At 41.5% G+C, this 16,902-nt stretch carries 16 protein-coding genes, 10 tRNA genes and 1 rRNA gene; 24 read left to right on the forward strand and 3 right to left on the reverse strand.

From position 1 onward, the window contains the following. The 11 genes from rrf to E5S68_RS00055 form a co-directional block, all read left to right on the forward strand. Window positions 1–93, forward strand: a 5S ribosomal RNA gene (gene rrf / locus E5S68_RS00005); the annotation flags it as partial. 30 nt (window positions 94–123) lie between these two features. Continuing rightward, window positions 124–196 (forward strand) — tRNA-Val (locus E5S68_RS00010). 2 nt (window positions 197–198) lie between these two features. Beyond that, window positions 199–271: transfer RNA gene (locus E5S68_RS00015), tRNA-Asp, on the forward strand. A gap of 31 nt (window positions 272–302) precedes the next feature. After that, a tRNA-Lys gene (locus E5S68_RS00020) sits at window positions 303–375 on the forward strand. Window positions 376–380: 5 nt separating this feature from the next. Next, window positions 381–462: transfer RNA gene (locus E5S68_RS00025), tRNA-Leu, on the forward strand. A gap of 17 nt (window positions 463–479) precedes the next feature. Then, window positions 480–552: transfer RNA gene (locus E5S68_RS00030), tRNA-Thr, on the forward strand. A 23-nt stretch (window positions 553–575) separates the two neighbouring features. Beyond that, window positions 576–647 (forward strand) — tRNA-Gly (locus E5S68_RS00035). A 7-nt stretch (window positions 648–654) separates the two neighbouring features. Next, a tRNA-Leu gene (locus tag E5S68_RS00040) sits at window positions 655–740 on the forward strand. 21 nt (window positions 741–761) lie between these two features. Next, window positions 762–835, forward strand: a tRNA-Arg gene (locus tag E5S68_RS00045). A 36-nt stretch (window positions 836–871) separates the two neighbouring features. Beyond that, window positions 872–945: transfer RNA gene (locus tag E5S68_RS00050), tRNA-Arg, on the forward strand. Between the two features lie 19 nt (window positions 946–964). Further along, a tRNA-Pro gene (locus tag E5S68_RS00055) sits at window positions 965–1,038 on the forward strand. 121 nt (window positions 1,039–1,159) lie between these two features. Here E5S68_RS00055 and E5S68_RS00060 read toward each other — a convergent pair. The 3 genes from E5S68_RS00060 to recX all read right to left on the reverse strand — a co-directional run bounded on the left by E5S68_RS00060 (window position 1,160) and on the right by recX (window position 2,971). Beyond that, the gene (locus tag E5S68_RS00060; RefSeq protein ID WP_135781828.1) at window positions 1,160–1,477 is read right to left on the reverse strand and encodes a DUF960 domain-containing protein; all 318 of its coding nucleotides are present in this window, start codon (window positions 1,475–1,477) and stop codon (window positions 1,160–1,162) included. A 98-nt stretch (window positions 1,478–1,575) separates the two neighbouring features. Continuing rightward, window positions 1,576–2,109 (reverse strand): nucleoside tri-diphosphate phosphatase, encoded by a 534-nt coding sequence (ntdP, locus tag E5S68_RS00065; protein ID WP_135781829.1) that lies wholly within the window; start codon window positions 2,107–2,109, stop codon window positions 1,576–1,578. 85 nt (window positions 2,110–2,194) lie between these two features. Further along, window positions 2,195–2,971, reverse strand: a complete 777-nt coding sequence (gene recX, locus E5S68_RS00070; RefSeq protein ID WP_135781830.1) for a recombination regulator RecX — start codon at window positions 2,969–2,971, stop codon at window positions 2,195–2,197. 157 nt (window positions 2,972–3,128) lie between these two features. On the opposite strand from recX, the gene rlmD reads away from it, so the two are divergent. The 13 genes from rlmD (at window position 3,129) to E5S68_RS00135 (ending at window position 16,902) form a co-directional block, all read left to right on the forward strand. After that, on the forward strand, window positions 3,129–4,484 hold the full coding sequence (gene rlmD / locus E5S68_RS00075; protein WP_135781831.1) for a 23S rRNA (uracil(1939)-C(5))-methyltransferase RlmD: 1,356 nt from the start codon (window positions 3,129–3,131) through the stop codon (window positions 4,482–4,484). Between the two features lie 131 nt (window positions 4,485–4,615). Further along, window positions 4,616–4,852 carry a DUF1858 domain-containing protein gene (locus tag E5S68_RS00080; protein WP_135781832.1) on the forward strand — a complete coding sequence of 79 codons (237 nt, stop codon included), beginning with the start codon at window positions 4,616–4,618 and terminating at the stop codon, window positions 4,850–4,852. Beyond that, window positions 4,849–6,195, forward strand: a complete 1,347-nt coding sequence (locus tag E5S68_RS00085; RefSeq protein ID WP_135781833.1) for a DUF438 domain-containing protein — start codon at window positions 4,849–4,851, stop codon at window positions 6,193–6,195. Before E5S68_RS00080 ends, E5S68_RS00085 begins: the two co-directional genes overlap by 4 nt. Before the next feature lie 2 nt (window positions 6,196–6,197). Further along, window positions 6,198–6,452 carry a DUF1912 family protein gene (locus E5S68_RS00090; RefSeq protein WP_135781834.1) on the forward strand — a complete coding sequence of 85 codons (255 nt, stop codon included), beginning with the start codon at window positions 6,198–6,200 and terminating at the stop codon, window positions 6,450–6,452. Between the two features lie 181 nt (window positions 6,453–6,633). After that, window positions 6,634–6,981 carry a helix-hairpin-helix domain-containing protein gene (locus E5S68_RS00095; RefSeq protein ID WP_048715836.1) on the forward strand — a complete coding sequence of 116 codons (348 nt, stop codon included), beginning with the start codon at window positions 6,634–6,636 and terminating at the stop codon, window positions 6,979–6,981. Between the two features lie 257 nt (window positions 6,982–7,238). Next, window positions 7,239–7,799 carry a GNAT family N-acetyltransferase gene (locus E5S68_RS00100; RefSeq protein WP_135781835.1) on the forward strand — a complete coding sequence of 187 codons (561 nt, stop codon included), beginning with the start codon at window positions 7,239–7,241 and terminating at the stop codon, window positions 7,797–7,799. Further along, entirely contained in the window at window positions 7,799–8,377 is a 579-nt protein-coding gene (locus E5S68_RS00105) for an ATP-binding protein (protein WP_135781836.1), read from the forward strand. The genes E5S68_RS00100 and E5S68_RS00105 overlap by 1 nt, the downstream gene beginning before the upstream one ends. Further along, the gene (locus E5S68_RS00110) at window positions 8,370–11,021 is read left to right on the forward strand and encodes a valine--tRNA ligase (RefSeq protein WP_135781837.1); all 2,652 of its coding nucleotides are present in this window, start codon (window positions 8,370–8,372) and stop codon (window positions 11,019–11,021) included. Before E5S68_RS00105 ends, E5S68_RS00110 begins: the two co-directional genes overlap by 8 nt. Before the next feature lie 106 nt (window positions 11,022–11,127). Beyond that, window positions 11,128–12,183 carry a DNA cytosine methyltransferase gene (locus E5S68_RS00115; protein WP_135781838.1) on the forward strand — a complete coding sequence of 352 codons (1,056 nt, stop codon included), beginning with the start codon at window positions 11,128–11,130 and terminating at the stop codon, window positions 12,181–12,183. Continuing rightward, window positions 12,167–13,252, forward strand: coding sequence for a DUF262 domain-containing protein (locus E5S68_RS00120; RefSeq protein ID WP_135781839.1), 1,086 nt, complete (start codon window positions 12,167–12,169; stop codon window positions 13,250–13,252). Before E5S68_RS00115 ends, E5S68_RS00120 begins: the two co-directional genes overlap by 17 nt. A gap of 5 nt (window positions 13,253–13,257) precedes the next feature. Further along, window positions 13,258–13,920: an MAE_28990/MAE_18760 family HEPN-like nuclease gene (locus E5S68_RS00125; RefSeq protein ID WP_135781840.1), complete on the forward strand. Its 663-nt coding sequence runs from the start codon at window positions 13,258–13,260 to the stop codon at window positions 13,918–13,920. A 91-nt stretch (window positions 13,921–14,011) separates the two neighbouring features. Further along, complete coding sequence (locus E5S68_RS00130; RefSeq protein WP_135781841.1) at window positions 14,012–15,232, forward strand: DNA cytosine methyltransferase; 1,221 nt, start codon at window positions 14,012–14,014, stop codon at window positions 15,230–15,232. A 77-nt stretch (window positions 15,233–15,309) separates the two neighbouring features. Next, complete coding sequence (locus E5S68_RS00135) at window positions 15,310–16,902, forward strand: hypothetical protein (protein WP_135781842.1); 1,593 nt, start codon at window positions 15,310–15,312, stop codon at window positions 16,900–16,902.

Genomic DNA, 16,902 nt, shown 5'->3' on the forward strand with positions numbered 1-16,902 from the left:
TACACCTGTACCCATGCCGAACACAGCAGTTAAGCCCTAGAACGCCGGAAGTAGTTGGGGGTTGCCCCCTGTGAGATATGGTAGTCGCTTAGCAAGATAGGAAGTTAGAAGACTTCCTTTTTTGGGAGTTTAGCTCAGCTGGGAGAGCATCTGCCTTACAAGCAGAGGGTCAGCGGTTCGATCCCGTTAACTCCCATAGGTCCCGTAGTGTAGCGGTTATCACGTCGCCCTGTCACGGCGAAGATCGCGGGTTCGATTCCCGTCGGGACCGTAGGAACGAAGTTTCTAGAAGATAATGATACGACTCGTTAGCTCAGTTGGTAGAGCAATTGACTTTTAATCAATGGGTCACTGGTTCGAGCCCAGTACGGGTCATTATAGCGGGTTTGGCGGAATTGGCAGACGCACCAGATTTAGGATCTGGCGCTTTACGGCGTGGGGGTTCAAGTCCCTTAACCCGCATAGAAGAATAATAATGAGCCGGCTTAGCTCAGTTGGTAGAGCATCTGATTTGTAATCAGAGGGTCGCGTGTTCAAGTCATGTAGCCGGCATTTTTTTATATAAAGAAACAGATGCGAACGTAGTTCAGTGGTAGAACACCACCTTGCCAAGGTGGGGGTCGCGGGTTCGAATCCCGTCGTTCGCTTGAGGAGGCCGGGGTGGCGGAACTGGCAGACGCACAGGACTTAAAATCCTGCGATTGGTAACGATCGTACCGGTTCGATTCCGGTCCTCGGCATAGACTTAGGTTGAAGAAGAAGCACCCTTAGCTCAACTGGATAGAGTACCTGACTACGAATCAGGCGGTTAGAGGTTCGACTCCTCTAGGGTGCATGGTCGCAAGACTATGTAGCAATTGAATAGAAATGAGCACCCTTAGCTCAACTGGATAGAGTACCTGACTACGAATCAGGCGGTTAGAGGTTCGACTCCTCTAGGGTGCATAAAGCGTAAGCTTTAGTTCGGGAAGTAGCTCAGCTTGGTAGAGTACTTGGTTTGGGACCAAGGTGTCGCAGGTTCGAATCCTGTCTTCCCGATAAATATGAAAAAGGTCTTTTGGCCTTTTTTTGTTTACTCTTTTCACCATTTTCTACAACAAAATAGGCTTCATAATTCCTATGGTGGTTTTACCCACTACAGAAATTATAGAGCCTTTTTCTATAGCAACTGATATTCGTCAATCAGCATAATCGTTTCTCGACCTTTGTTATCAACGATTCTGACTTGCCTTGGGTAGTAAGGGTCGAAAGGAATAAGGAAATCAATAGCGATTTCTAAGGGGAAGTCTTTTTGACTGAAGCGAAGGGTTGTTTTTCCTTTGCGATTGATCAGTTCAAATTTTAAAACAGAATTTAAGGGGTAAACGTGTTTGAGATAGTTATCAATGACATACCAGAAACTATCTATAATATCATCTGGTAAGCTGGTCATGACTCCAAAACTTGCATAGCGACCTCTTGTATTTGTAAACGCCATAGTGTCTCCCTTCCTATTTTTTTAAGTACATAGTACTTGTTTTACTTGGATATTGCAAGTATTAAGTTCGAAAAAAAGAGCTTTCGCTCTTTCCAACTTTATTTATTTCGCAGTTCAACATAACGGTTGTACCAAATTTTAATGTATTCCTCAGAGAATGGACCTAATTGATTGTTGATCCAATCTACAAGGATTTTGACATTTTCTTTTAGGATAAAGTCAATGTCATCTGAATAATTCATTTTGCGTTTGTGCTGTTCGTATTCTTCTACGTCCAGCAGTTTCTTATCACCATCTGGGAAGACTTTGACATCAAGATCATAATCTATATACTTTAGTGCTTCTTGGTCCATATAATATGGACTGGCAAGATTACAATAATAGGATACTTCATTACCTCGTATCATAGCGATGATATTGAACCAGTACTTCTTATGAAAGTAGACAATTGCTGGCTCTCTTGTAATCCATCTTCTACCATCCCTCTCTGTGACGAGAGTATGATCGTTGACGCCGATAAGTGCGTTTTCCGTAGTTTTTAGTACCATGGTGTCCCGCCAAGTTCGGTGGAGACTTCCATCATGTTTATAACTTTGAATTGTAATAAAGTCGCCTTCTTTAGGTAGTTTCATAACTTACCAACTTTCTACAATCTAAGTACATCCCCTATATTGTATCATATTTTCATGAAAATAAGGGATTTTCATGTATTTTTATTTAAAGGAATTCGCGAAGAGCTGTAGAAATGTCAGAGTAGTCATACCCTTTGCGAGCAAGAGCTTGGGTGAGGCGTTGTTTGAGTTCGTAGCCCTCATATTTTCGTGAGTATTTCTGATACTGTTTTTCCACTTCCTTCATAATGAGGTCGAGAGTTTGTTCTTCATCTTGCTCGATGTCTAATTGGTGGTAGGCTTCTTTAGCAACTTCATAACTAAAGCCTTTATTGATGAGAGTTTGTGTGATTTTATCTTTTAAGGCTCTTGGTGGAAGTTTTTTAATGTATTGCTTAGCTAGTTTTTGGGCAGTTCGTTGAGCTACTTCGGAAAAATCAATTTCTGAGGTAATCTGATCAGTATAGTGGGAAGAGACACCTTTTTGAATGAGCTTTTGCTTGAGGAGATAGGGTCCCTTGTCACCTGAGAGTTGATTGGATTGAAAGATGGCGCGAGTATAGGCCAAGTCATCGATCCATTTGTCTTCTTTTAGGGTGTTCATGACGGTTTCAATGGTAGATTCGTCAATTTCATGCTTGGCTAAGTAGTCGCGAACTTCGCGAGCTGTTCGGGCTTTAAAGGAAAGGTGGTAGAGGGCTAAATTTTTAGCATGGGAGAGCTGGGCAAAGGTTTGGATTTCCTTGAGTTCTTCCTGGCTAATTTCCTTGTCTCGTGAGAGCATGAAGCGGACGATGGTGTCTTCTGTAATGTAGAGGGAGTGGGCTTGATCCAGCTCTAGAAAGTAGAGACGTTTTTTCTTTTCTAATTTGGTGATTTTCATAGGATTCCTGTTTCGTTTGAGTTTTATTGCATAAATAATCAGTCTTTCTCTCTATATTATTCGTATTCTTATTGAGAAATGGCCTGTAATTCCTTGTTTTTCTTTTCAATTTTATCATATTCTAAACGAATGAGAAACTACATGGTATAATAGACATATGAATCTAAAAGTTAAACAAAGAATTCCTTTGAAAATCAAGCGAATGGGAATTAATGGAGAAGGGATTGGCTTTTACAAGAAAACCTTGGTCTTCGTGCCTGGGGCTTTAAAGGGTGAAGATGTCTTTTGCCAAATTACTGCGATTCGGAAGAACTTTGCAGAAGCCAAGCTCTTGTCTGTCAACAAGGCTTCCAAGTATCGGGTAACGCCAACCTGTGATATCTATGAGACCTGTGGGGGCTGCCAGATCATGCATCTGAAGTACAGCAAGCAGTTGGAGTTCAAAACGGACTTGCTGCAGCAGGCCTTGAAAAAATATGCTCCTGAGGGGTATGAAAATTATCTGATCCGTCCGACGCTTGGGATGGAAAAACCACAGTATTATCGGGCCAAACTTCAATTTCAGACGCGTAAATTTAAGGGGCAGGTCAAGGCTGGTTTGTACGCCCAAAATTCCCATTATTTGGTGGAATTAAGGGAGTGTCTGGTCCAGGATCCAATCATTCAGGAAATCGCTAACCATGTAGCGGAGTTATTGACCTACTACCAGATTCCGATTTCAGATGATCGGAAGCAATTGGGAGTTCGAACCATCATGGTGCGCCGGGCTCGTAAGACTGGACAGGTCCAAATGATCGTGGTGACGAGTCGGCAGATTAATTTAACAGACTTGGTCGCGGATTTGGTAGAAAAACACCCTGAAATTGTGACGGTGGCAGTCAATCTGAATACCTCCAAATCCAGCGAGATCTATGGAGAGAAGACACAGATTATTTGGGGACAGGAGACCATTCGAGAAGGGGTCTTGGATTATGAATTTTCCTTGTCTCCTCGTGCCTTTTATCAGTTAAATCCTGAGCAGACAGAAGTCCTCTATAGTGAAGCTGTCAAGGCCTTGGATGTATCACCAGAGGATCATTTGATTGATGCCTACTGCGGGGTTGGGACCATTGGTTTTGCCTTTGCGGACAAGGTCAAGAGTGTCCGGGGGATGGACATTATCCCTGAAGCGATTGAGGATGCCAAGTACAATGCTAAGCAGATGGGATTTGCTAACACCCACTATGAAGCTGGGACGGCTGAGGAAATTATTCCTCGTTGGTACAAGGAAGGCTATCGGGCAGATGCAGTCATTGTGGATCCACCACGAACAGGACTGGGGGTTCAATTGATTGACACCTTGTTGCGCTATGCCCCTCAAAAGATGGTTTACGTTTCTTGCAATGTTTCCACCCTGGCGCGGGATCTCGTGGACTTGACCAAGGTGTATGATGTCGTCTACATCCAGTCAGTGGATATGTTTCCCCATACAGCTCGGACAGAGGCTGTCGTCAAGTTAGTCAAGAAAGCTTAATCAAATAGGGATCAACAATGGATATTTGGCAAATCATGTATGAAAAGGCCAATCAGAGGGATGAGGAGCTTTCCCAGGAGGAGCGTTAGTTTCCTAGGAGCTTAGATGAGAGAAGAATGTGAGAGTGAGAAATGGATAATAAAATTGATGTATCGATTCCGGTTGCTCAAGTCATTGATCAACATCCGGAAGTATTGGACTTGTTGGTGGAGTTGGGCTTTAAACCCTTAGCCAATCCAATCATGCGCAATACAGTTGGGCGCAAGGTTTCCTTAAAACAAGGATCAAAATTAGAAGGCACTCCTATGGACAAGATTGTGCGAACGCTAGAGGCTAACGGCTATGAAGTTGTGGGGCTAGACCAATGAGCGATGAACGAATTCATGTCTTGAGAGACATCTTATTAGACCTTCATCATGGAGCTTCTCCTGAGTCGGTCCAAGAGCGCTTTGATGCGACCTTTAGCGGGGTGTCTGCGATTGAGATTTCCCTCATGGAGCATGAGCTGATGAACTCCGATGCAGGCATCACCTTTGAGGATGTCATGGAGCTGTGCGATGTCCATGCTAATCTCTTTAAGAACGCTGTACAAGGGGTCGAAGTGGCAGATACAGACCATCCAGGTCACCCGGTTCAGATCTTTAAACAGGAGAACTTGGCCCTTCGGGCCGCTATGATGCGGGTCCGCCGTTTGCTGGATAATTATGAGACGACGGATGATCCTGAGATGATCCAGGAGATTCAGAAAGGCTTGTTGCGTCAGCTGGGCTTGGTGGGTCAATTTGACCGGCATTACCGCCGGAAGGAAGAGTTGATGTTTCCGATTATGGAGCGCTATGGCCATGATTCTCCTCCTAAAGTCATGTGGGGGGTAGATGACCAGATTCGAAACCTCTTTGCGAAAACTCTGGATGTGGCCAAAGCCCTGCCTGATTCTGCCATTTCAGAAGTTAAAAAGCGCTTTGAAGCCTTTGCGCAAGAGTTTGAGGCTATGATTTTCAAGGAAGAGTCCATCCTCTTGATGATTTTACTGGAGGCCTTTAGCCAGGATGATTGGCTCTCCATTGCGGAAGAAAGTGATGCCTATGGCTATGCCATTATCATTCCGAGTGAGAAATGGGTGCCGAAACGCGTGGACTTCAAGGAAGAAGGAACAGCAGAATCAGAAGGTTCAGGTGATACCCTTACTTCTTCAGAAGGAGGCGAGCGGCGTCAGGTCATTGAGACTCCTGAGGGTCAGTTTACGATTACCTTCAGGCCTAAGAAAAAAGAAGAGAGTTTCGATCGCCAACAGCAACAAGCTTTTGGGCATGGCTTTCTCTCTGTAGAGCAGGCCAACTTGATCTTGAACCATCTGCCGATGGAGATCACTTTTGTCAATAAGGATGATATCTTCCAGTATTACAATGATGCAGCGCCTTTTGAGGAGATGATTTTCAAACGGACGCCGTCGCAGGTAGGACGCAATGTCGAATTGTGTCACCCACCAAAATACTTGGAGAAAGTCAAAGCGATTATGCAGGGGCTTCGAGAAGGGAAAAAAGACAAGTATGAAATGTGGTTCAAATCCGAATCGCGTGGGAAATTTGTCCATGTCACCTATGCAGCAGTGCGTGATGATGCTGGAGACTTTCAAGGGGTCTTGGAATATGTTCAAGATATTCAACCTTATCGAGAGATCGATACGGATTTTTATAGAGAAATGGAGTAAAGATGAGTTACGAAACAGAGTTTATGAAGGATTTTGAGGAGTGGATCAAGACCCAAGTCATGATCAATGAGATGGCCCTGACAGAAAGCAAGAAGGTCTATGAAGAAGATCAGGACGAGCGGGCCAAGGAAGCTATGATCCGCTATGAGAGTCGCTTGGATGCCTATCAATTCCTTCAAGGGAAGTTTACCAACTACCACGAGGGGAAAGGCTTCCACGATCTTCCAGATGGCTTGTTTGGAGAGAGAACCTATTAAAGGATTTCTGTGAAGGCCTTTGACTAGCTGGATTTGGCTGAAAATAGTGCAATGACTTGATTTTTCGAGGGATTGTGTTACAATAAAAAAGTTGAACAGACATCAACGAATTATCGAAAGTAATATTGGTGATGAAACCTTGTTGCCTTAGGGATTGATCACTGGATACGTAGGAGGAAAAATGGCAAAGAAGAACGTTAACCGTGCGAAACAATACAAACATCAAAATAGACATCTTTTGAAAAAAGCTGTCGCAACTGTAGGAGCAGCTGTTAAAGAAGCGCCTAAGAAAGTTGAGAAAGCAGCAAAAGCAGTAGCGAAAGAAGTGAAACAAGCAGCTTCTTCAGTAGAAGAATTCGCTGCAAGCTTGGAAGGTGTAGCACTAGATCGTGCGCAAACATTCTATGATGAAGGTATTCGCTCTGTTGCGGACTTCGCAAACTGGACAGAGAAAGAGTTGTTGGCCCTTAAAGGAATCGGCCCAGCTACTATCAAAAAATTGCAAGAACTTGGTGTCAAGTTTAAATAATCACTTTTGTGATTTCTTGCTATTTCCAGGAAAACTTGATAAAATGAAGCTGTTAGAGGTGTTTTGAGTCCCACATTTTACAGAAAGTGGCGGTGCTGAGAAGTCCACAAATGTGTCAAAACTAGTTGCTAATGGATGAAAATGAAATAAACAAAGTTGCGGGCTCTGCCCGAAATTGGGTGGTACCGCGGATTAATACATTCGTCCCTGTCATGTAGATGGCAGGGGCGATTTTTTGTAGAAAGAGAGGGAGAAGGATGACAAGAGCAGAGTTGCCAGAACGAATCGAAACCGAGCGACTGATCTTACGAGTCCGTACCGTGGCGGATGCCGAGGATATCTTTGACTATGCTAGTCGTCCAGAAGTCTCTTACCCAGCAGGTTTTCCACCCGTCAAGACCTTGGAAGATGAGATTTATTATCTAGAGCATATCCTTCCTGAGCGTAATCAAAAGGACAATCTCCCAGCTGGCTATGGAATTATGGTCAAAGGGACGGATACAATCATTGGTTCTGTCGACTTCAACCATCGCCACGAAGACGATGTGCTGGAGATTGGCTATACCTTGCACCCAGACTATTGGGGGCGAGGCTATGTGCCTGAAGCAGCGCGTGCTTTGATTGATTTAGCTTTTAAAGAACTTAACCTTCACAAGATAGAACTGTCTTGCTTTGGTTACAACCTTCAAAGTCAACGAGTCGCGGAAAAACTTGGCTTTACCCTTGAAGCTCGCATAAGAGATCGCAAAGATGCCCAAGGCAACCGCTGTGATGATTTGAGATATGGCTTGCTGAAGAGTGAGTGGGAGGTGGATTGATGCATGTTTTCATCATTGGGGCTCCAGCTGCAGGGAAAATGACCATTGGTCAGGAACTTTCGAAACTCACTGGTGCGACTCTCTTTTTCAACCATCAACCAATTGATTTCGCACTCGAAATCTATCAGGATTTTACGGAAGAAATGTGGGAATTTGTTCGTAGCGTTAACTTTTCTTTTCTTGGAACAAGCGCCAGGCATCATCGGTCGGTAATTTTAACAGGTGTAACTGATTTTTCAAATCAATATCATCTGATGTATTTGAAGGATATTCAAGATTTATTAAATGAGTATCATCAAGAGATTCTCTTTGTTGAATTAGAAACGTCTCTTGAGGAGCGCTTACGTCGCAATCGGACGGAGAATCGGTTGAAATACAAACCCTTGAAACGGAATTTTGAGATATCTGAAAGAGAAATTTTAGAGACTGATAAAACAGATCAACTTAATTCTCAAAAGCAACCGAGTGGTCTTCACCACTACCTGAAAATTGATAATACGAATCTGTCTGCAGAAGAAGTCGCAAAGCAGATTCAAGAAAAAATGAAAACAATAGAGAAAGGACACACACATGTCTAAAGAACTTTCACCTAAATACAATCCAGCCGAGGTTGAGGCTGGTCGTTACCAAAAATGGCTTGACGAAGATGTTTTCAAGCCTTCAGGCGATAAAAAGGCTAAGCCTTATTCTATCGTGATTCCACCACCAAACGTAACTGGTAAACTCCACCTTGGTCACGCTTGGGATACAACTTTGCAAGATATCATTATCCGTCAAAAACGCATGCAAGGTTTTGATACGCTTTGGCTTCCAGGGATGGACCACGCGGGGATTGCGACTCAGGCTAAGGTTGAGGAGCGCTTGCGTGGCGAGGGCATCAGCCGTTATGACCTCGGTCGTGAGAAATTCCTTGAGAAAGTCTGGGAATGGAAAGACGAGTATGCCACTACTATCAAGGAACAATGGGGCAAGATGGGGCTCTCTGTAGACTACTCTCGTGAGCGTTTTACGCTTGACGAAGGCTTGTCAAAAGCTGTTCGTAAGGTCTTTGTGGACCTTTACAAGAAAGGCTGGATCTATCGTGGTGAGTTTATCATCAACTGGGACCCAGCAGCTCGCACAGCCCTTTCTGATATCGAGGTGATCCATAAGGATGTTGAAGGTGCCTTCTACCACATGAACTACATGCTGGAAGACGGCTCATGCGCCCTTGAAGTGGCAACCACTCGTCCTGAGACTATGTTTGGGGACGTTGCTGTTGCGGTCAATCCAGAAGACCCACGCTACAAGGACTTGATTGGTAAAAATGTCACCCTTCCAATCGCTAATAAACTCATCCCAATCGTTGGGGACGAACACGCAGATCCTGAATTTGGTACTGGTGTCGTGAAAATCACGCCTGCCCACGATCCAAACGACTTCTTGGTTGGTCAACGCCATAACTTGCCACAAGTTAACGTCATGAACGATGACGGAACTATGAATGACTTGGCCTTTGAATTTGCAGGTATGGACCGTTTTGAGGCTCGTAAGGCAGTCGTTGCTAAGTTGGAAGAAATCGGTGCCCTCGTTAAAATCGAAAAACGTGTCCACAGTGTTGGTCACTCAGAACGTACAGGTGTTGTAGTTGAGCCACGCTTGTCTACGCAATGGTTCGTTAAGATGGACCAATTGGCTAAAAATGCCATTGCCAACCAAGACACTGAGGACAAGGTAGAATTCTACCCGCCTCGTTTCAACGATACCTTCCTCCAATGGATGGAAAATGTCCATGACTGGGTAATCTCTCGTCAGCTCTGGTGGGGTCACCAAATCCCTGCTTGGTACAATGCTGAGGGTGAAATGTACGTCGGTGAAGAAGCGCCAGAAGGTGACGGATGGACTCAGGACGAAGACGTCTTGGATACGTGGTTCAGTTCTGCCCTTTGGCCATTCTCAACCATGGGCTGGCCGGATGTCGACTCTGAAGACTTCAAACGCTACTTCCCAACTTCAACCTTGGTAACAGGTTATGACATCATCTTCTTCTGGGTGTCTCGTATGATCTTCCAATCTTTGGAATTCACTGGCCGTCAGCCATTCCAAAACGTCCTTATCCACGGTCTTATTCGTGACGAGCAAGGACGCAAGATGTCTAAGTCACTTGGTAACGGGATCGACCCAATGGATGTTATCGAGAAATACGGTGCCGATGCCCTTCGTTGGTTCCTTTCAAACGGTTCTGCACCAGGGCAAGACGTGCGCTTCTCTTACGAGAAAATGGATGCTTCATGGAACTTCATTAACAAGATCTGGAACATCTCTCGTTACATCCTCATGAACAATGAAGGCTTGACCCTTGAGCAAGCAACTGCTAATGTGGAAAAAGTTGTTAACAAGGAGGCTGGAAACGTTACTGACCGCTGGATTCTTCACAACCTCAACGAAACTATCGGAAAAGCAACGGCTAACTTTGACAAATTTGAATTCGGTGTGGCTGGTCACATCCTCTACAATTTCATCTGGGACGAATTTGCAGACTGGTACGTTGAGTTGACCAAGGAAGTCCTTTATAGCGATAATGAAGAAGAGAAAGTCATCACACGTTCTGTTCTCCTTTACACTTTGGACAAGATCCTTCGTCTTCTTCACCCAATCATGCCTTTCGTGACAGAGGAAATCTTTGGACAAATCTCAGAAGGCTCTATCGTTACAGCAGAATACCCAACTGTTAACCCAGCCTTTGAAGACCTTGCTGCCCACACTGGTGTGGAAAGCCTCAAAGACTTGATCCGTGCTGTTCGTAATGCGCGTGCAGAAGTAAACGTTGCTCCAAGCAAGCCAATCACCATCCTTGTTAAGACCAGCGATAGCGACTTGGAAACCTTCTTTAACAGCAATGTCAACTACATCAAACGCTTCACAAATCCAGAACACTTGGAAATCGCATCAACCATCCCTGCACCTGAACTCGCTATGTCAAGCGTCATCACAGGAGCAGAAATCTACTTGCCACTGGCAGACCTCCTCAATGTCGAAGAAGAACTGACTCGTCTCGACAAGGAACTAGCTAAATGGCAAAAAGAACTGGACATGGTCGGCAAGAAACTCTCTAACGAACGCTTCGTAGCCAACGCCAAACCAGAAGTCGTCCAAAAAGAACGCGACAAACAAGCCGACTACCAAGCTAAATACGATGCGACCGTCGCACGTATCGATGAGATGAAGAAATTGGTGAAATAAACATAGATTAAGCAGATTCTGATAAGTTGAACTAATATCAGAACTGCTTTTTTAGTTGTTTTATGGTAAAATATAAGAATAAAACAAAAAGCAATAGGAGGCCGATATGAAAATAAATGCAGTTGATTTATTTTGTGGTGTAGGCGGTCTAACGTATGGTATTCAACAGGCGGGTATCAATGTTGTTGCTGGTTATGATATTGATGAAAAAAGCAAATTTGCGTACGAGCACAACAATAATGCTAAATTTATTTTAAAAGATGTTAAGGAAATTGAAGACGATGAAATATTAGGATTATATCCATCAGATACTGACATAAAAGTACTGATTGGATGTGCTCCCTGTCAACCTTTTTCGACATATAGTCACAAATATAAAAACAATAAAAATACAATTCAAAAGATGGATTTACTAGACTACTTTGGAAAGCAAGTTAGACTGGTAAAGCCAGATATTGTTTCAATGGAAAATGTACCACAATTAGCTAAAGAAACTGTTTTTAACAATTTTTTAACATTACTAGAAACTGAAGGATATAAAGTAAATTGGAAAATTGCTTTTGCCCCTGCTTACGGCATTCCCCAAAATAGAAAACGTTTATTACTTCTAGCATCTAAATTTGGAGAAATTTCCTTTATAGAAGAGTTGTCTACAAAGGATTACCCGACTATTAGACAGGCTATAGGGGATCTGCCAAAGTTAAATGCTGGAGAGACCGACCCTTTAGATGTGTTGCATACAGCTCGAAATTTATCTAACATTAATTTAAGTCGAATTCGTAGTTCTAAGCCAGGAGGGACGTGGAGAGACTGGGATGATTCTTTATTACCGGAATGTTTTAAAAAAGAGAGTGGCGCAACTTATGGTTCCGTATATGGTAGATTAGAGTGGGATAAACCATCCTCTACAATAACAACACAATTCCCCGGTTATGGAAATGGTAGATTTGGGCATCCAGAACAAGATAGGGCACTTAGCCTTAGAGAAGGAGCTATTTTACAAAGTTTTCCACGAACCTATCAATTTATCAATAATTTAGACTCATTCTCCAATCAAAGAATTGCAACACAAATTGGCAATGCTGTACCTCCAAAGTTAGGTGAAGTAATTGGAACAAGTATAATGAAACATTTGGAAGTGTATTATGAAAAAACAACTTGATTTATTTAATGAAGAAAATAAAAAAGAAATTGAAAAACAAATTTTAGAACTAAAAAACGATTTGAATTATGATACCCGAGATTATCCAGTTGAATTTATTGTTTCGCTATACGAAAATGATTCAAGAATATTTACGCCTGATTATCAACGTGAAGAATCACTTTGGAGTATTTTGTACAAATCACGATTTATTGAGTCATTGATTTTAGATTATCCTATTCCTCTAATTTTTTTAGCTGATACTCCTGAAGGTAAATTAGAAATTATTGATGGTTTACAACGAATTTCAACATTAACTGAATTTTTAAATGATGATTTTGAATTGGAACATCTTAAAAAACTTACAAAACTGAATAATTGTTCTTTTGAAGATTTACCAAATTCAGAAAAAAATAGGTTAAGGGCTAAATCATTAAGAATTATTGTTTTAAAAGAATCTACCCCAAATGAAGTTCGTAAAGATTTATTTGATAGATTAAACACAAGTTCTCTTCGTGCAAATTCAAGTGAAGTTAGAGCAGGTAGAGAAAGTGATAATCCGTTGATGAGGCTTATAAAAGAACTTAAGAGTGATCCGATATTTATAGCAAATACTAACCTTTCAATAAGTGCAATTAATAGGAAAATGGATATCGAATTAATCAGTCGTTTTTTTGCATATAGCAATGATCTAAACTCATATGATGGTCATGTGACAAATTTTGTTGATCGTTACATTGCTAAAGAAGGTAAAGCTTGGGATGAAATCAAGGAAGAACATTTCAAAACTGAATTTAACAATACAATGCAATTCGTTCAGAATTATTTTGATAGAGGATTTCAAAAAGAAGATAGAAAACAAACACCTCGTGTGAGATTTGAAGCTATAGCAGTGGGTGTTAATCTTGCCTTGAGAGATAATCCTGAGTTAGAAAATGTTATTACCAGAGATAAAATAATAGAGATGTTATCTAGCGATAACTTTGTTAGATGGACAACAACAGATGCAGCAAATAACAGAAGTAAAGTTATAGATCGGATTTATGGTGTTAAAAATTTCCTATTAACAGGAAATTTCACTTCAGAATAATTAATATGGATAATTTAAAAATTGAGGTAGATCGTTTTATTATTTTTTTAAAGAGTATTGAAAGAACGTTTGTTGGAGTTCCTTTTGATGAATGCCATAGTTTTAAAGTTGAGATTATTCAACATAGTGAAGCTGAAGCTGTTTTTAAATCTATGAAATCAAATGTCGTAATCATGCTATATAATTATGTAGAGGCTACTGTTAGGAAAACTATGAGTGACTTTTACAATAAATTCAATACATCAGCGTCCTCATATTCTGAAGTGATTCTAGAGTTAAGAAAATTGTGGATTTCAAGCAAGATTAAAGATATTAAAGAAAATACTATTGTTGCGGATGTATTTGAAATGATTGAAAATTCTATTAGTCAAGAATTTTTTATTTCATTAGATTTTGAGAAAGATTTTTCCTTATCTGGAAATGCTGATGTACGAACTATAAAGGAAATCTTACATAAACATGGAGTACGTTTCGAAGAATCACAGTTTTCAGATTATGGTGGTTCGTTAAAGTCTATTAAAGATATGAGAAATAGTTTAGCACATGGAAACATTTCTTTTGAAGATAATGGCAAAGACTTGACAGTGGCTGATATAGAAAAATATAGAGACCATATTTATAGTTGTATAAATAATTTTTGTGAATTGGTGAATTCTCAAAGTTTTTGATTTGATAAAATATCAAAAATTACTGAAAGCATTATTAGTTGATAAAATTTCACGCCATGAAGACCAAATATTTTAGAAAGCAGGTTACTACATGACAAATTCTGTAAGTTCGAACCGACCTGAGAAGTACAACATTGCAGCTTTCTTCTCAGGTGTTGGGGGAATTGAGTTGGGATTTGAACAGACCAACGAGTTCAGAGTGGTGTATGCCAATGAATTTGATAAGTATGCGCGTCAGACTTATCGTTTAAATTATCCAAATACGCATTTGGATGGTCGTGACATTCACGACGTTCAGCCAGAGGATATTCCAGCTGAGCGCGTGGATGTGATTATGGGAGGTTTCCCATGTCAGGCCTTTAGTATTGCGGGTTATCGCAAGGGCTTTGATGATGATCGTGGCGATCTTTTTTTCGAATTGCTTCGCATGATTGAGGGATGCAAACCTCGTGCGATTTTCATTGAAAATGTCAAAAACATGGTCGGTCATGACCATGGGAATACCTTCAAGGTGATTCGTGAAGCCTTGACCGAGAACAACTACTTCATCAAGTGGAAGGTTCTCAACGGGAAAGACTATGGAAATATCCCTCAAAACCGTGAGCGGATCTACATCGTTGGTTTTGATACCAAAGAAGCCTATGACTTATTTGAGTTCCCTGAGGAAATTAAGCTGACAACGACTTTGAGTGATGTCATTGATTTTGGTGCCAAGCCAGATGAGGCCTACTATTATCGAGAAGGGAAGCAGAATTTCTACGCTGATCTCAAGGCCAATGTGAACAGTCAAGACACGGTCTACCAGTGGCGTCGTCAATACGTTCGTGAGAATAAAAACGGCGTTGTTCCAACCTTAACGGCCAATATGGGAACAGGCGGGCATAATGTTCCGTTGATTTTGACTGACACTGGGGAAATTCGTAAGTTAACACCAAAAGAAACCTTCAATGTACAAGGTTATCCAAAGACCTTTAAGTTGCCTGAGGGTGTTTCCAATGGTCAACTCTACAAACAAGCTGGAAATAGTGTGGTCGTCCCTGTAATTAAACGCATCGCAGAGCGGATTGCTTTTGCCCTTAATGAGAGCAATGGCCCGTCTCAACTGGATCGTTCAGGAAAATTTGCGATTATCTATACCAAGATGAATGGTCAGTTTGAAGGCCAGTCTTATGTGAAAGATTTTGTATCCACTTATGAGGAAGCAGAAAAGAAGATTGCCTCCTATGAGGATGGTCTTGCCATTTTATCAGACGAAGATTATTTCAGATTGGTAAAAAAACGTGGAAATTTTGAATTTTACAGCATTATTTAACGAATTATATAAGTAAGGGGACTAGTGAAAATCTAGTCTTCTTTTGATATACTTAAATAAGAAGTGAGGATTGAATGATGTGGGAACACCTAAAACAAGAACAAAAGGATAAATACAAGACGCTCATTACCAATTTTGCTAGTCTGAGTGAAGCCTTTTCTCAAAAAGCAGAGGGTGAAGATTCTGATGATCGAGAAAGCTATGTTGCTCCGATTGTTAATTCAAAATTCCAAGAGACTGTTTTCCAAAAGGCTTTTCATGCGGTTGGGGAGGATATTGCCAATACTTCTTACGATGCTTCGGTTGTCGTTGATGAGCAACATAAGTATTTGGTTGGGATTAAATCCTTTGGTTTGGATTCAGGGGATCAAAAAATTGCTCAGTTCAAGAAAGATTCACAGTCTTGGAATGAGTTGTTGAGTGAAATTCGATTTCATGCTGAGATTTCACTGGACAAGGAAACAGCTGATAAAGAAAATCGTGCTCGCTATGAAAAACTGGCTAGGGAGATTGCGACCTTACGAAATCAACGGATTGAATCCTCAAAAGCTCTCATTAAGGGATTTCATTCTGATTCTAGTCACGTAGAAGCCGTTTATCATGTCTTGATGCCAACTTCGAAAGGACACAAGCCTCAGATCCATGTAGGAGAGACGACTTATCTGCCGGTTGACCTAGATAATCTCAAAATTCTAGGCTCAACGACTAAGAACAATCCGACAAATTTCCGTTTTACGGACGGTCAGCATGACTACAAATATACGGCTGCAGATAGTCAGCTCCATATGACCTTTAGGAATAAGGAGATTGTGGTTGATACTTGGGATGTGAATTATGTCGAAGATCCCTTTTATCTCTTTGAACACCTTCACTTATTGACCTCAGAAAAAAGTGATACTGAGGTTCTTGAGACGGTGTCGTGGGTGATCACAGACAAGCATGGAAATGTAGAAGAAAATTCTGGCTTTAATGCCTTTAATGGTGGATCAAAATTGGCCAAAAAAGATCGCTTGCCACGGATTTTAAAGATTCAGGAAACATTTAAAGACAGTCTGGCTCCAGAAGAACTAGCTTTTGTGACCTTTTCTTTGGAAGAAATTCTCTTGAAAAAATGGTCTACCAAGGAAGAAAAAGCTCAGATGAAGTCCATTCGCGAGGACCTGATTCATTTTGTACACGAGACGGGAAATGAAAAATTAGTCAAAGAAATTGAACAGCTGGTGTATCGTCCGGTCAGTGAAGTATATATCCCTCTTCCAGACTCCAAACATTTCCATGAAGAGCGTCCGGACTTTTTTGGTAAAGGGATTGGAAGGTTTGAGCTAGGTACGAGTAAACTTGCCCTCCCGAAAGAAGAACGGACCTTTAAGTTACGATTTTTATCATCAAGTGATGTGATTACTGCCTATATCAACCAAGAAGCTGGGAAGGCCATTCAATCAACTGATAAGCAAGAAATCCTTGGCAATTGGATTCTTCGTGGAGTCTTTCAGTTAAAAGACAGAGAGATCCTAACGGGTAAGAAATTGTCTCAGTTAGAAATTAACAGTATCCGTCTTTCCAAATTCAAAAACGGTGAAATTGGTATGGAATTCATCTGGATCGATGTGGACAATCCTCCTGCAGATGCGATTGGTTGGGTTGCGAAAGCTTCTTCATCCACACAATAA

The sequence above is a fragment of the Streptococcus rubneri genome (genome assembly GCF_004785935.1).
In the GTDB taxonomy this organism is placed as follows: domain Bacteria; phylum Bacillota; class Bacilli; order Lactobacillales; family Streptococcaceae; genus Streptococcus; species Streptococcus rubneri.